We start from the raw sequence: 13511 nt of genomic DNA, 5'->3' as shown, positions 1-13511 counted from the left end.
CGGCTGGCAAAATGGGCAAATATCCATGCTATGCCGCCTTGCGCCCCCAATGCATCAGCCCATGCGCCGCCAGTCCCGCCGCCAGCCCCCACAGGGCGCCGCCCACGCCCAGCAGGGTCACGTTCGCAGCCGTGGCCAGGAAGGTGATCAAGGCCGTTTCGCGCATGCGCACGTCCGCCATCGCCTGTGCCAGGCTATTGCCGATGGCGCCCAGCAAGGCCAGGCCCGCCAGCGCCGTGATGAAGGAGCGCGGCAAGACCATGAACAGGCTGGCCAGGGTGACGCCGAAGATACCCACGAGGATGTACAACACGCCGCAAGTCAGGCCCGCGACATAGCGTTTCGACGGGTCCGCATGGGCATCCTTGCCCGTGCAGATGGCGGCCGTGATGGCGGCCACGTTGAAGGCGTGCGCGCCGAACGGCGCCATGAGCAGCGAACCGAGCCCCGTCACCGTCAAGATAGGATTGGCGCTGACCTGGTAGCCGTCGTTGCGCAGCACCAGCATGCCGGGCATGTATTGCCCCGTCAGGGTGATCAGGAACAGGGGCAGCGCCACGCCCAGCAGGGACGCCACGGAAAAACGCGGCATCTCGAACACGGGCGCGGCCAAGGCCAGTTCGATGCCTTGCGCATCGATGCGCCCCTGCGCCAGCAGCAGGGCCAGGCCGATCAGCATGATGCCGACCACGGCAAAGCGTGCCGTAAAGCGGCGCAGCACCGCGTACGACAGCAGCAATACCACCACCAGCACAGGATCGGCGCTGGCGCCGCCAAACGCGTTCACGCCGAACTGCAGCAGGATGCCGGCCAGCAAACCGGCGGCGATGCCACCGGGGATCAGCCGCACGAGACGTTCGAAGGCGCCGGACATGCCCAGCAGAATGAAGGCGATGGCGGAAATCATATAGGCGCCGATCACCTCGGCATACGGCGTGTGCGGCATGACGGTGGCGAGAAAAGCCACACCGGGCGTGGACCAGGCCGTGAGGATGGGCGCGCGGTAGCGGTAGCTGAGCCAGATGCCCGTCACGCCCACGCCGATGCTCAGCGACCAGACCCAGGACGCCGTCTGCGCGGCGCTCAGCTGGGCCAGCTGGGCCGCCTGGAACACCAGCACGAAGGTGCCGCCATAGTTGACGAGGACGGAAATGAAGGCGGCCATGGCGGGGGACGCCAGGTCGCGCCAGCGCGCCCGGTCGGCCATGGCGGCGGTTGTAGTGGTTGTTGTCATGTATATGCCTCTGCCATTAAAAGCGAGCATATTAATGGCCGTATGGACTGCTGAAGCATGCCAATTCAAGCACATACAGCAGACCACTTTGACAGCATCAATCGAGCGCGCGGGCCAGGCGGACGATGCCGCTGTCGATCTCGTGCGGGGTCAAGGCCGCAAAACCCAGCAGCCAGCCGCCGCGCGCCGGCGGCGTCGCGTACAAGCGGCTCAGGCCCGGCAGCACGATGCCCGCCTGCGCCGCCAGGCGTATCGTTTCCAGCTCCACCCTGCCCTCGTGCAGCAGACAGGGCATCTGCAAGCCGCCCGGCGGCAGCTGCGCCGTGACCACGTGCGGCAGGTGCCGCTGCACGGCCTGCGCCATCGCATCGCGGCGCACGGCATAGACCTTGCGCATGGCGCGCACATGGGCCGCGAAATGGCCATCGGCGATGAAACGGGCCAGTGTCAGCTGATCGAGTTGCGGCGTGTGACCGTCGAGGATACTGCGTGCATGGGTCATCGGCTGCACCAGCGCGGGCGGCAGCACCATGTAGCCGATGCGCAGGCCCGGATACAGCGACTTGGCGAAGGTGCCCAGGTAAATCGTGCGCTGCTGCGTGTCGAGCCCCTGCACGCACGCCGTCGGCATGCCCGCGTAGTGGAACTGGCTGTCGTAATCGTCCTCGATGATCCAGCCCTGGCGCTCGGCCGCCCAGGCAGTCAGGGCCAGGCGGCGCTCGAGCGCCAGGGTGGCGCCCGTCGGATATTGATGCGACGGCGTGACATACACCGTGTTGGCCCCGCTGCGGTCCGCGCGCAGGTGTTCGATGGACAAGCCATGCGCATCGACGGGCACGGGCACCACGCGCAGTTGCGCCATCTCGAAGGCCTTGCGCGCGCCGAAATAGCCGGGGTCTTCCATCAGGATGGGGCCATGCGCGTCGGCCAGCACCTGCGCGCACAGGTACAGGGCCTGGCGCGTGCTGCTCAGCACCAGCACCTGGCCGGCCGTGGCCCGCGCGCCCCGCTCCAGGTTCACATAGTCGGCGATGGCCTGGCGCAAAGGCTCGGCCCCTTGCGGGTCGCCGTGCAGCAGCACATGGTGTTCGCTGGCCGCCTGGCGCCGCAAGCGCTCCCACACGTCGAGCGGAAAAGCCCGCGTTTCCGGCAAGCCCGTGGCGAAAGCTTTTACGTTCTGCTGATCGGCCACGCCGCCGCTGGCGAGAATCTGCGCACCGCGCACGCTGAGCGCCACCGGCTGCGCCGGCATCGACAACGGCGCTACCGCCGGCTTGCCCAGCAAGCTCGCGCCTATCGTCGACGAGACGAAACTGCCCGATCCCGCCTGGCGCTGGATATAACCGTCCAGGCGCAGTTGCGCGTACGCCATTTCCACCGTGTCGCGCGACACGCCCAGCGACTGCGCCAGCGCGCGCGTGGCCGGCAGGCGCAGGCCCGGTGCCAGCACGCCATCGAGTATCAGCTGGCGCAGCGCGCGCTGCACGCGCACGCGCAAATCGAGCGCCGCCAGTTCGGGCGCGGCGATGCGGATTTTCAGGGTGTCGAGTTCGAACTGCGGCGTCATGTGGCCTTGGCGCGGACGGCATCCACGGCAGCCATGCTGCTGGCCAGCGAAAAACCGTGCTGCTGCAGCACGGCCACCAGCTGTTCGCCGGCGCAGCCCAAACGCAGGTTTTCCGCCACCCAGTCCCGCCAGGCGGCGCCGATCTCCGGCATCGCTTCCTCTTCCAGGGTGAGACCCAGTATGCACTTGGCCAGCAAGCCGTTGATGCGTTTCGTGTCGATCAGGTGCTGCACCACGGCGTGGCCCGAGTGCGGAAATGGGTGCAGGGTACAGCGGCCGAAGGCGGCCAGGCGCTGCGCGTGCATGGCGTCGAGGTTGACCGATTCGCTGGCGCTGGCGCCAGGGTTGGCCACATCCGGCCGGGCCGCGTCAGGCCGCGTGCCGAACACCAGGTGCAGCTGCGTATGCTCAGTTGCCCTGGCGCGGCACAGGGCCGCCAGGTCGTAATAGCCGGAGGCTGGCGGGTCTTGCGCCAGCGATTCCATCACGGGCAGCCAGCGCAGCTCATGGTACAAGCGCGCCTGCTGCACGTCGAGGAAGGACAGCGGCCCGAAGGCGACGATCTGCTGCGCGTCCAGCAGCAAGCCATACATGACGGCCGCGTACGCGCCCATGGACTGGCCGACGGTCGTGACCTGGCTGGGCGCGATGCGGCGCACGAGTTCGCGCAAGGCTTGCGCCGTCTCATCGACATGGTTGCCCAGGCCTGCGATGCGGCGGTGGTACCAGGCATTGCCCGAATCGCGCACGAGGATCTTGTTCAGCGGCTGCCCGCTGGCCTGCTCCAGTTTTCTCAGGCGCCCGTAAAAATCGAAGGCGGGACGCGTGGTCCACGAAACGAAGCCGAAGGCGATCACCAGCGGCGCGCCGGGCACGATGCGGTCGACCAGCACGTCGTCGGCAGTGGTGGCCACCAGTCGATTATCCAGCGCTTGCGCTTGCAGCATCGGCCCGGCTCCCCGATCAACGTTAAAGAAAGCATGAGTTTAATGCCAGGACTGGCAAAATGGAAACAATCACCGCTGCCGTGCGCTGAACGGCGCGAAAAACCTGCTAGTCTGCAGGCATTCCCCCTCACAGGAGCATCCCATGCCGCATCGCCTGAAATACCTTCCTCTCGCCGCCGCCATCGCCATGGCCGGTGGCTGCGCGGCCACCAGCGACAGCGCCAAGCCGAACGCCAGCCTGGCGCCGCAGGCCAGCCTGACGAATACCTACTGGAAGCTGACGCAGCTCGATGGGGCTCCCGTGGCGATGGCGCCGCAGCAGGAGCGCGAAGTGCGCATCACCCTTACCGCCGATGGCAAGGTCACCGGTTTCACAGGCTGCAACCGCGTCATGGGCGGCTATACGCTGGCCGGCACGGCCCTGCGCTTCACGCAACTGGCCGGCACGCGCATGGCCTGCCCGCCCCCGTTGATGCAGCTGGAAAGCGCCGTACTGGCCGATTTGAACAGCGTGACGGGCTACCAGATCGAAGGCGAGAAGCTGATCCTGCTCAAGGATGGCGCGCCCGTGGCCAGGTTTGAATCGGTCTACCTGTGAAATAAAAATCGACTGCCGTTACAATGGCTTCCAGCCCATCATCTGGAAGGAAGCCATGTCCGCACTGCCCTCGCCGTCTTCATCCCCGACACCATCGGCCGCCGGCCGCTACCGCGCTTTTCTGTTCGACATGGACGGCACCGTCATCAATTCCATCGCCGCCGCCGAACGCATCTGGGGCACGTGGGCGCAGCGCCAGGGCCTCGACGTGGCGGCCTTTTTACCCACCATCCACGGCGCCCGCTCGGTCGACACCATCGCCAAACTGCGCTTGCCCGGCGTCGACGCGCAGCGCGAGTCGCAGGGCATCACGGATGCGGAAATCATCGACGTGGAAGGGATCATTGAAATCGCGGGCGCGCTGCGCTTTTTGGAATCGCTGCCGCCCGCACAATGGGCCATCGTCACCTCGGCGCCGCGTGCGCTGGCGACGGCCCGCCTGAAGGCGGCCGGCATGCCGATACCGGCCATCATGGTGACGGCGGAAGACGTCAAGGCGGGCAAGCCGAAACCCGATTGCTACCTGCTGGCGGCTGAAAAACTGGGCGTGGCGCCCTCCGACTGCCTCGTGTTCGAAGACGCGTCGGTCGGCATCGAGGCGGGCGAAGCGGCTGGCGCGAAGGTCATCGTCGTCACGGCCACGCATGCGCACCCGCTGGCCACGCGCCACCCGGCCATCGACAATTATGAAGCCATCGTCGCAACCGTCGATGCCGACGGCTTTATTGTCCTGGCCGAGACGGCTGCAGCACGCGCGACAAGATAGACTGCTCCAGCGCGGCGAAGGCCGCATGGCCGCGCTGGCGCGGGCGCGGCAAGTCCACCGGCACGTCCATGGTGATCTGGCCACCCTCGATCAGCAGCACCCTGTCGGCCAGGGCCACGGCTTCGGCCACGTCGTGCGTCACCAGCACGGCCGTGAAACCGCGCGCCAGCCATAGCGACTCGATCAGCTGCTGCATCTCGATGCGCGTCAGGGCGTCAAGCGCACCTAGCGGTTCGTCGAGCAGCAGCAGTTGCGGCTCGTGCACGAGGGCGCGCGCCAGCGCCACGCGCTGCTTCTGCCCGCCCGACAGGGCAGATGGCCAGTCGTTTGCCCGTTCGGCCAGGCCCACCGTCCACAGCGAGGCGGCCGCCGCGCCGACGGAACGGGGCAGGCCCAGGGCCACGTTATCGAGCACCGTTTTCCACGGCAGCAGACGCGATTCCTGGAACATGATGCGGATGTCGGGCGCGCCCACGCCGCTGCCGATGGCAACCTTGCCGTCATCGACGCTTTCCAGTCCCGCGATCGAGCGCAGCAAGGTGCTCTTGCCGCAGCCGCTGCGCCCCACGATGGCGACGAACTCGCCCGCTTCCAGCTGCAGGTCGACGTTCTTCAAAACAGGACGTTCGCCATAGGCCTTGCTCAATTGCGTCAGCTCCAAAGGCACGCCACGGCGCGCCAAGGGAGCTTGCGGCGCGGCCTTGGCCTGCGGCGGCGCACTGGCCGGGTCGTATTGCACGAAATGCGACAAAAAATCCGTTTCGATCTGGATGGGGGCGAGCAGCATGGTGTCTTCCTTCGTCATTTCGTCACTATCGGTAAGCGGGATTCCATCGCAGGCAGTGGCGTTCCAGCCGGCGCGAGAACAGATCGGCCAGCTTGCCCAGCAAGGCGTACAACAAAATCCCCACCAGCACCACGTCCGTTTGCAAAAATTCGCGTGCATTCATCGTCATGTAGCCGATGCCGGCCTGCGCCGAGATGGTTTCGGCGACGATCAGCAGCACCCACACGAGGCCCAGCGAAAAGCGCACGCCCACCAGAATCGAGGGCATGGCGGCCGGCAGGATCACGTCGCGGTACAAAGGCCAGCCCGAGAGGCCATAGCTTTTCGCCATTTCGATCAAGCCCTGGTCGGCCGAGCGGATGCCGTGGAAAGTATTCAGGTAGACGGGAAAGAAGACGCCGACGGCCAGCAGGAACAGCTTGGCCGTTTCATCGATGCCGAACCACAGGATCACCAGCGGAATCAGGGCCAGCGCGGGGATGTTGCGCACCATTTGCAGGGTCGTGTCGAGCAGGGTTTCCGCGTGGCGGAAGCTGCCCGTCAATAAGCCCAGCAGCAAGCCCAGTCCCGCACCGACGGCGAAACCGACCGTCGCGCGCCACAAGCTCGTTTTCAGGTGCAGCCACAATTCGCCCGACACGGCCAGGTGCCAGAACGCCTTCGCCACGGCCCATGGCTCGGGCAGGATGCGGCTCGACAGCCAGCCCCACTGCGCCGCCAGCTGCCAGGCCAGCAGCAGCGCCACGGGCAAGGCCCATGGCGCCAGCGAATCACGCCATGGCGCGGCGCCTGCCCGTCGTATGGAGCCGGCCGCCATCTCAGGCCGCCTTTTTCTGCGGCGCGGCAGGCACGATATTGCTGGCCATGACTTCGCCGAAGGGCCCCGTCAGTGACTGCTCACCCACGGCCTTGCCCTTGCCCAGCAGCGGGAACACCAGTTCGGCAAAGCGGTACGATTCTTCCAGATGCGGGTAGCCCGAGAAAATGAAGGTGTCGATGCCCAGGTCCGCGTATTCCTGCATGCGCGCCACCACGGTCGGCCCGTCGCCGACGAGGGCCGTGCCCGCGCCGCCGCGCACCAGGCCCACGCCGGCCCACAGGTTGGGCGACACCTCGAGCTTGTCGCGCCGCCCGCCATGCAGGGCCGCCATGCGCTGCTGGCCCACGGAATCCATCTTGCCGAAGGCCGCCTGCGCCTTGGCGATGATGTCATCATCGAGGTGGCTGATCAGTTCATCGGCCGCGCGCCAGGCCGCCTCGTTCGTTTCGCGCACGATCACGTGCAATCGGATGCCAAACCGGACTGTGCGGCCTTTTTTTGCCGCGCGCGCGCGGATGTCGGCAATCTTTTCCGCGACGGCGGCCGGCGGCTCGCCCCACGTCAAGTACACGTCCATCTGCTCGGCCGCCAGTTCATGCGCCGGTTCCGACGAGCCGCCGAAATACAGCGGTGGATACGGCTTTTGCACGGGCGGATACAGGGTTTTTGCACCCTTCACCTGGATATGCTTGCCCTCGAAATCGTAGCCGGCCGCGCCGCCCTCGCCCGCCAGCGTGGCGCGCCACACCTTGATGAATTCATCGGAGATTTCATAACGCTTGGCGTGGTCGGCAAACAGGCCGTCCGCTTCCAGCTCGCCCTGGTCGCCGCCCGTGACGACGTTGATCAGGAGGCGCCCGTTCGACAGGCGGTCGAACGTTGACGCCATGCGCACGGCCAGGCCCGGCGTGGACAGGCCGGGGCGGATGGCGACGAGGAACTTGAGCTTTTGCGTCACGCTGATCAGCGACGACGCCACCACCCACGCATCTTCGCAGGATCGGCCCGTCGGCAGCAGCACGCCGTCGTAGCCGAGCGTGTCGGCGGCCACGGCCACCTGGCGCAAATAATCGGCATCGACGGGACGCGCGCCCTGCGACGTGCCCAGGTAACGGCTGTCGCCGTGGGTAGGGATAAACCAGAAGACATTCAATGACATGGTGCGCTTTCCTTTGCTTGTTTATTTTGTGCTGGTGGCCAGCTGGCGCGCCGGCAGCAGCGCGTCCTTGACGACGATCGGTTTGGGTATCAGCTTCAGTCCGGAAAACGCATCGGCCACCCTTTGCTGCGAAGCGATGACATCGACCGACACGGGTTTGACGCCATACGCATAGCGCGAGGCGGCCAGCGCCACGACATCCTTGCCCAGCCCCGTCTGTGCCGACAGGATCGTCGCCACTTCCTCCGGATTGTTGCGGCCCCAGTCATCGACCTTGGCCACTTCATCGAGCAAGATGCGCAGGATCTGGGGATTTTTTTCCGCATACGTGCGCGAAGCCAGGTAGAACTGGTAGTTCGCCACCAGGCCCTTGCCATCGGCCAGCACGCGCGCACCCAGCTGCTTTTCGGCGGCCGCCAGGAACGGATCCCAGATGGCCCACGCATCCACGCTGCCCCGCTCGAAGGCGGCGCGCGCATCGGCCGGCGGCAGGAACACGGGCTGGATGTCGGCGTACGCGACACCGGCCTTTTCCAGCGCTTTCAATAACAGGTAGTGCACGTTCGAGCCCTTGTTCAGGGCGATTTTCTTGCCCTTCAAATCGGCCAGGGTGCGCAGGCCGGAACCCTTGGGCACGACGATGGCTTCGCTGGCCGGCGACGCCGGCTCATTGCCGACGTAGACCAGGTTGGCGCCAGCCGCCTGGGCAAAGATCGGTGGCGCCTCGCCCACAGTGCCGAAATCGATGCTGCCCACGTTCAAGCCCTCGAGCAGCACGGGGCCGGCCGGAAACTCCGTCCATTTCACGCCCACGCCCTGTTCGGCCAGGCGTTTTTCCAGGGTGCCGCGCCCTTTCAGCAGGGTCAGCGTGCCGTATTTCTGGTAGCCGATGCGCACCTGGAGCTCCCCTTTGGCCTGCGCCTGCGCCGCGACCGGCATGCCGGCCGCCATCACGCCGGCAGCGGCGGCAAACAGCAGGCCCAGGGTGGTACGGCGCGAAAGTCGTTGTGCGTGGCGGTGTGTCATGGCAGTTCCTTGGTCGGTGAATAATCAGGCAGCTTGATAGTGGGACGCGTACGGCTGGTCTTGCAGCGAACGCACGGGGTGCGGGATCTCGGCTGGCGCAGGCGGGCGCTGTCCCTGCAGCACGAACAGGCCCGTGGACAATTCCTCGATGCCGGCCTGCACACGATCGGCAATCGGCGCGTCCAGGCTCAGGCCCCCTTCTTCGTGCCACGCCAGCTGCTGCGCATTAGCATAGATGCTGGTGAAGACTTGCTTGGCGCCCAGCGCATGGAGCACGGGACGCAGCGCATAGTCGAGCGCCAGGGTGTGGGCATGGCCGCCGCCCGTGGCCAGCGGCAGCACCAGCTTGCCGGCCAGGCCATCTTGCGGCAGCAGGTCGAGGAAGGCTTTCAGCAGCCCTGTATAGGACGCCTTGTAGATGGGCGTGGCGATCACGATGGCGTCCGCATCGGCCACGGCGCGCACGGCGCGGGCGATCGCCGCATCGTCGTAGTCGGCCAGCAGCAAGGCGCGCGCCGGCAAGTCGCGCACATGCAGCTGGGCGTAGCTGTGGCCCTGCAGCGCCAGCTGTTCGCCGATATGCAGCAGCAGGCGGCTGGAACTCGATGGGAGTTGCGGGCTACCGCCCAATAACAAGATGCTCATGTGATGCCCGTCCCTGTAGGTTGTCGAAAGTGGCGTTGCTCGGATGCTTGCAGCCTATCGCCATCAGAAGCCCAGTAAAACGAATGCTTTCGCGCTTCGATATGCGTTTTTTGACTATCCGGGCCTGACGCCCCGCAAGCGAAGGCACCGGTCCGCGCATGGCTTTTTTCGCATATCCATGCGCGGTTTTCTTCGTGTACGGCGCGCGCGGGGCGGTGCAATATCAGCGTCATCGTCTTTCTGGAATCTCACCCATGTCTAGCGTTTTTCTCCATGCCGCCCGTCCCCAGCCGCCTGTGCCGGAACCCCTGCAGGACGCCATCAGCATCGCCACGTCGCTGGCCGCGCGCCTGGCCGAAACGGCCAATGCCCGTGACCAGGCCGGCGGCCATGCGGCGCAGGAACGCGAATGGCTGCGCGAGTCGGGCTTGCTGACCCTGTCGATTCCCGTGGAATTCGGCGGCCAGGGCGCGTCGTGGCCCCTCGTCTACCAGGTGATCCGCATCCTGGCGCGCGCCGACAGCGCGCTGGCGCACGTCTTCGGCTTCCACCATTTGCAGCTGGCCGGCCTGCAGCTGTATGGCAGCGCGCAGCAGCAGCGCCGCCTGCTCACCCTGACCGTCGACGAGCGACTGTTCTGGGGCAATGCCTTGAACCCGCTCGACAAACGGGTCACGGCCACCGACAGTGGCGACGGCTATATCCTCGACGGCATCAAGAGCTTCTCTTCCGGTTCCGTGGGGTCCGACTGGCTGACCGTCTCCGCCTGGCACGCGCCCACGCAGACGGCGCTGATCGCCGCCCTGCCCACGCGCCAGGATGGCGTCACCGTGCAGGCGGACTGGGACGCCTTCGGCCAGCGCCAGACGGACAGCGGCAATGTGCATTTCCACGGTGTCGCCCTGCCACGCGACCTCGTGCTGCAGGCGCCCGCGCAAGCGGCCACGCCGCAAGCGACCGTGCGCTCGCAGATCGCGCAACTGATCATGAGCAACCTCTATCTGGGCATCGCCGAAGGCGCGTTCGAGGCGGCGCGCCAGTACACGGACGAGCAGGCAAAAGCCTGGTTTGCCTCGGGCGTGGCCAAGGCAACGGACGACCCCTTGGTGCAGCACCGCTATGGCCAGCTGTGGCTCTTGCTGCGCCCCGCGCAAGTGCTGGCCGACAATGCGGCGCAGGAACTGGAAAAGGTGTTCCGCAAGGGCGCGCTGGTGACGGCGCGCGAACGGGGCTTGCTGGCCGTGGCCGTGGCCGAGGCCAAGTGCCTGGCGCACAAGGCGGGACTCGAGATCAGCAGCCAGATGTTCGAACTGACGGGTGCCCGTTCCACCTCGGCCCAGTATGGCTACGACCGCTACTGGCGCAACGTGCGCGTGCATACCCTGCACGATCCCATCGACTACAAGCTGCGCGACCTGGGACGCTTTGCCTTGACAGGCACGGTGCCCGAGCCGACGGCGTATTCGTAAAACCACGGCCTGGCGAATCGATACATTCACGCCGCAGGCTATTTAGCGGACTTCCGGGGTCAGACCCGGCGGGTCTGACCCCAGTTCTTCATTATGCAGGAGTTAACATGACCATCGCCCGCCGCAGCATCATCCTCACCGCCCTGTCACTCGCCCTGGCCGGCGGCTTCGTCCACGCCAAGGACCCGAAAGACATCACCATCGGCACCAGCGCCGGGCCGTATGCGGACCAGATCAAGCTGGGCATCAAGCCTATCCTGGAAAAACAGGGCTACAAGGTCAAGCTGGTGGAGTTCAATGACTACATCCAGCCGAACTTCGCGCTGGCCGAGGGTTCGCTCGACGCCAACGTCTTCCAGCACATCGTCTACCTGAAGAAATTCGCGCTGGAGCACAAGCTGGCCCTGACGGACCTGATCACGATCCCGACCGCGCCGATTGCCATCTACAGCAAGAAGCACAAGACCCTGGACGACGTGAAGGAAGGCACGACGGTGGGCTTGCCGAACGATCCGACCAACCAGGCGCGCGCGCTGGTGCTGCTCGACCAGCTGGGATGGATCAAGCTGCGCGCCAGCTTCGACCCCGTGCGCGCGTCGGAAAAGGATATCGCCGTCAACACGAAGAAAATCAAGCTGCTGCCACTGGAAGCGGCGCAACTGCCACGCTCGCTGGGCGACACCGATTACTCCTTCATCAATGGCAATTACGCGCTGGCCTCGGGACTGAAACTGACGGAGGCGCTGGTGGCCGAGAAAATCTCGCCCAACTACATCAACCTGGTGGCCATCCGCACTGCGGACAAGGACAAGCAGTTCGCGAAAGACCTGGCGGCGGCCTACCGCTCGCGCGAATTCCTCGACATCACGAACAAGCACTTTGCCGGCTATTCGAAACCCGATTACCAGCAAGCGTTGCAAACGGCAGCCAAGTAAGCCATGGCCAAGACGATACGCTTCAACGCCTTCCAGATGAACACCGTCGGCCACCAGTCGCCGGGGCTGTGGACGCATGCGCGCGACCGCAGCCACCGCTACACGGATCCCGCACACTGGACGGAACTGGCGCAGCTGCTGGAAGCGGGCCTGTTCGACGCCGTGTTCCTGGCCGACGTGCTGGGCGTGTACGACGTGTACCGGGGCAGCCTCGATGCGGCCCTGGAACACGGCGTGCAGGTGCCGCTGAACGATCCGCTGGCGCTCGTGCCCATCATGGCGCAGGCGACCACGCACCTGGGTTTCGGCGTCACCTGCGCCCTCACCTACGAACACCCGTACACGTTCGCGCGGCGCATTTCCACGCTCGATCACCTGACGGGTGGGCGCATCGGCTGGAATATCGTCACCGGTTATTTAGACAGCGCGGCGCGCAACCTGGGCTTGAGCCAGCAGCTGGGCCACGACGAGCGCTACGACCTGGCCGACGAATACCTGGACGTCGTCTACAAGCTGTGGGAAAAGAGCTGGGATGACGACGCCGTCGTCAACGACAAGGCACGCGGCATCTACGCCGATCCGGCCAGAGTCCATCCGATCAACCATGCCGGGCGCCACTACCAAGTGCCCGGCATCCATTTGTGCGAGCCGTCGCCCCAGCGCACGCCGCTGCTGTACCAAGCGGGCACCTCGCCGCGCGGCACGCGCTTCGCGGCGCGCCACGCGGAAGCGACCTTTGTCAGTGGCCCCAGCAAGACGGTGGTGAAACGCTACGCCGACGACTTGCGCGCCGCCGTGCGGCAAAGCGGACGCGATGGCGACGCGCTGCTGATCTACGCGCAGGCGCTCGTCATCACGGGCGCCACGGAAGAAGAAGCGCGCGCCAAGCACGCCGGCTACCTGCGCCACGTGAATATCGAGGCGGCCCTCGTGCTGCTGTCGGGCTGGACGGGCGTCGATTTCAGCCGCTACCCGCTCGACGCCACCATCGACTACATCGATTCCCCGGCCGGCCGCTCGGCGCTGGCCTCGTTCAGCCAGGCCGATCCGGATCGCACGTGGACGGTGCGCGAAGCGGCCGAATACATCGGCCTGGGCGGGCGCGGCCCCGTGCTGGTGGGCGATGCGCGCCAGGTGGCCGACCAGCTGGAAAGCTGGCTCGATGAAACGGGCATCGACGGCTTCAACCTCGCCTTCGCCGTGGCCCACGACAGCATGGCCGACGTGGTGGCCCACATCGTGCCGGAACTGCAGCGGCGCGGCCGCTACCGCACCCATTACGAGGAAGGCAGCTTGCGCCACAAGGTCTTCGGCCGGGGCCCGCGCCTGCCTGCCGATCACGCGGGACGCCTGGTCAGCATCGCATCCGCCGCCGACGCCCTGGCAGCGGCCTGACATATCCGATTCCCCATTCAAGGACACCATGAAACGCAGAACCATCTTGCAACTGGCCGCCAGCGGCGCCGCCGTCGGCGTCTTGCCCACCCTGACCGAGCCCGGACTAAGGTGAAGTGAAATCCCGACTTCTTGCGTGTGGAGCGGCCGTGCAGAATAGATA

Annotated in this window: 13 protein-coding genes; 5 read left to right on the top strand and 8 right to left on the bottom strand. The window is 66.0% G+C overall.

Translation table 11 applies throughout. The features are described 5' to 3' along the window. Positions 1-28: 28 nt before the first annotated feature. The 3 genes from V3C40_RS14155 to V3C40_RS14145 form a co-directional block, all read right to left on the bottom strand. A complete protein-coding gene (locus V3C40_RS14155) occupies positions 29-1207 on the bottom strand; it encodes a benzoate/H(+) symporter BenE family transporter (RefSeq protein WP_442907269.1) in 1179 nt (392 codons plus the stop codon). Positions 1208-1331: 124 nt separating this feature from the next. Next, positions 1332-2801 (bottom strand): MocR-like pyridoxine biosynthesis transcription factor PdxR, encoded by a 1470-nt coding sequence (gene pdxR, locus V3C40_RS14150; protein WP_331777762.1) that lies wholly within the window; start codon positions 2799-2801, stop codon positions 1332-1334. Continuing rightward, entirely contained in the window at positions 2798-3748 is a 951-nt protein-coding gene (locus tag V3C40_RS14145) for a hypothetical protein (protein ID WP_331777761.1), read from the bottom strand. Before V3C40_RS14145 ends, pdxR begins: the two co-directional genes overlap by 4 nt. Before the next feature lie 142 nt (positions 3749-3890). On the opposite strand from V3C40_RS14145, the gene V3C40_RS14140 reads away from it, so the two are divergent. Continuing rightward, positions 3891-4346: an META domain-containing protein gene (locus tag V3C40_RS14140; RefSeq protein WP_331777760.1), complete on the top strand. Its 456-nt coding sequence runs from the start codon at positions 3891-3893 to the stop codon at positions 4344-4346. A gap of 55 nt (positions 4347-4401) precedes the next feature. Further along, entirely contained in the window at positions 4402-5112 is a 711-nt protein-coding gene (locus tag V3C40_RS14135) for an HAD-IA family hydrolase (protein WP_331777759.1), read from the top strand. On the opposite strand, the gene V3C40_RS14130 is transcribed toward V3C40_RS14135, so the two are convergent. The 5 genes from V3C40_RS14130 to ssuE are packed head-to-tail and all read right to left on the bottom strand — an operon-like array spanning position 5069 to position 9549. Further along, complete coding sequence (locus tag V3C40_RS14130; RefSeq protein WP_331777758.1) at positions 5069-5899, bottom strand: ATP-binding cassette domain-containing protein; 831 nt, start codon at positions 5897-5899, stop codon at positions 5069-5071. The genes V3C40_RS14135 and V3C40_RS14130 overlap by 44 nt on opposite strands. A gap of 25 nt (positions 5900-5924) precedes the next feature. Beyond that, on the bottom strand, positions 5925-6716 hold the full coding sequence (gene ssuC, locus V3C40_RS14125) for an aliphatic sulfonate ABC transporter permease SsuC (protein WP_139092366.1): 792 nt from the start codon (positions 6714-6716) through the stop codon (positions 5925-5927). A 1-nt stretch (position 6717) separates the two neighbouring features. Continuing rightward, positions 6718-7878, bottom strand: a complete 1161-nt coding sequence (ssuD, locus tag V3C40_RS14120) for an FMNH2-dependent alkanesulfonate monooxygenase (RefSeq protein WP_070279091.1) — start codon at positions 7876-7878, stop codon at positions 6718-6720. 21 nt (positions 7879-7899) lie between these two features. Continuing rightward, on the bottom strand, positions 7900-8904 hold the full coding sequence (locus tag V3C40_RS14115) for a sulfonate ABC transporter substrate-binding protein (protein WP_331777757.1): 1005 nt from the start codon (positions 8902-8904) through the stop codon (positions 7900-7902). 24 nt (positions 8905-8928) lie between these two features. Further along, a complete protein-coding gene (gene ssuE / locus V3C40_RS14110) occupies positions 8929-9549 on the bottom strand; it encodes an NADPH-dependent FMN reductase (RefSeq protein ID WP_331777756.1) in 621 nt (206 codons plus the stop codon). 254 nt (positions 9550-9803) lie between these two features. Here ssuE and V3C40_RS14105 point away from each other — a divergent pair, with 254 nt between their 5' ends. The 3 genes from V3C40_RS14105 (at position 9804) to V3C40_RS14095 (ending at position 13348) form a co-directional block, all read left to right on the top strand. Further along, positions 9804-11018, top strand: a complete 1215-nt coding sequence (locus V3C40_RS14105) for an acyl-CoA dehydrogenase family protein (RefSeq protein ID WP_331777755.1) — start codon at positions 9804-9806, stop codon at positions 11016-11018. 107 nt (positions 11019-11125) lie between these two features. Continuing rightward, positions 11126-11953 (top strand): MetQ/NlpA family ABC transporter substrate-binding protein, encoded by an 828-nt coding sequence (locus V3C40_RS14100; RefSeq protein ID WP_034757191.1) that lies wholly within the window; start codon positions 11126-11128, stop codon positions 11951-11953. Positions 11954-11956: 3 nt separating this feature from the next. Next, positions 11957-13348: an LLM class flavin-dependent oxidoreductase gene (locus V3C40_RS14095; RefSeq protein WP_331777754.1), complete on the top strand. Its 1392-nt coding sequence runs from the start codon at positions 11957-11959 to the stop codon at positions 13346-13348. Positions 13349-13511 lie beyond the last annotated feature (163 nt).

The organism is Janthinobacterium sp. LS2A (genome assembly GCF_036543145.1).
GTDB classification, from domain to species: Bacteria; Pseudomonadota; Gammaproteobacteria; order Burkholderiales; family Burkholderiaceae_D; genus Janthinobacterium; species Janthinobacterium aestuarii.
The sequence above is the reverse complement of the archived record's forward strand: the minus strand, read 5'-3'. Positions and strand labels throughout refer to the sequence as shown.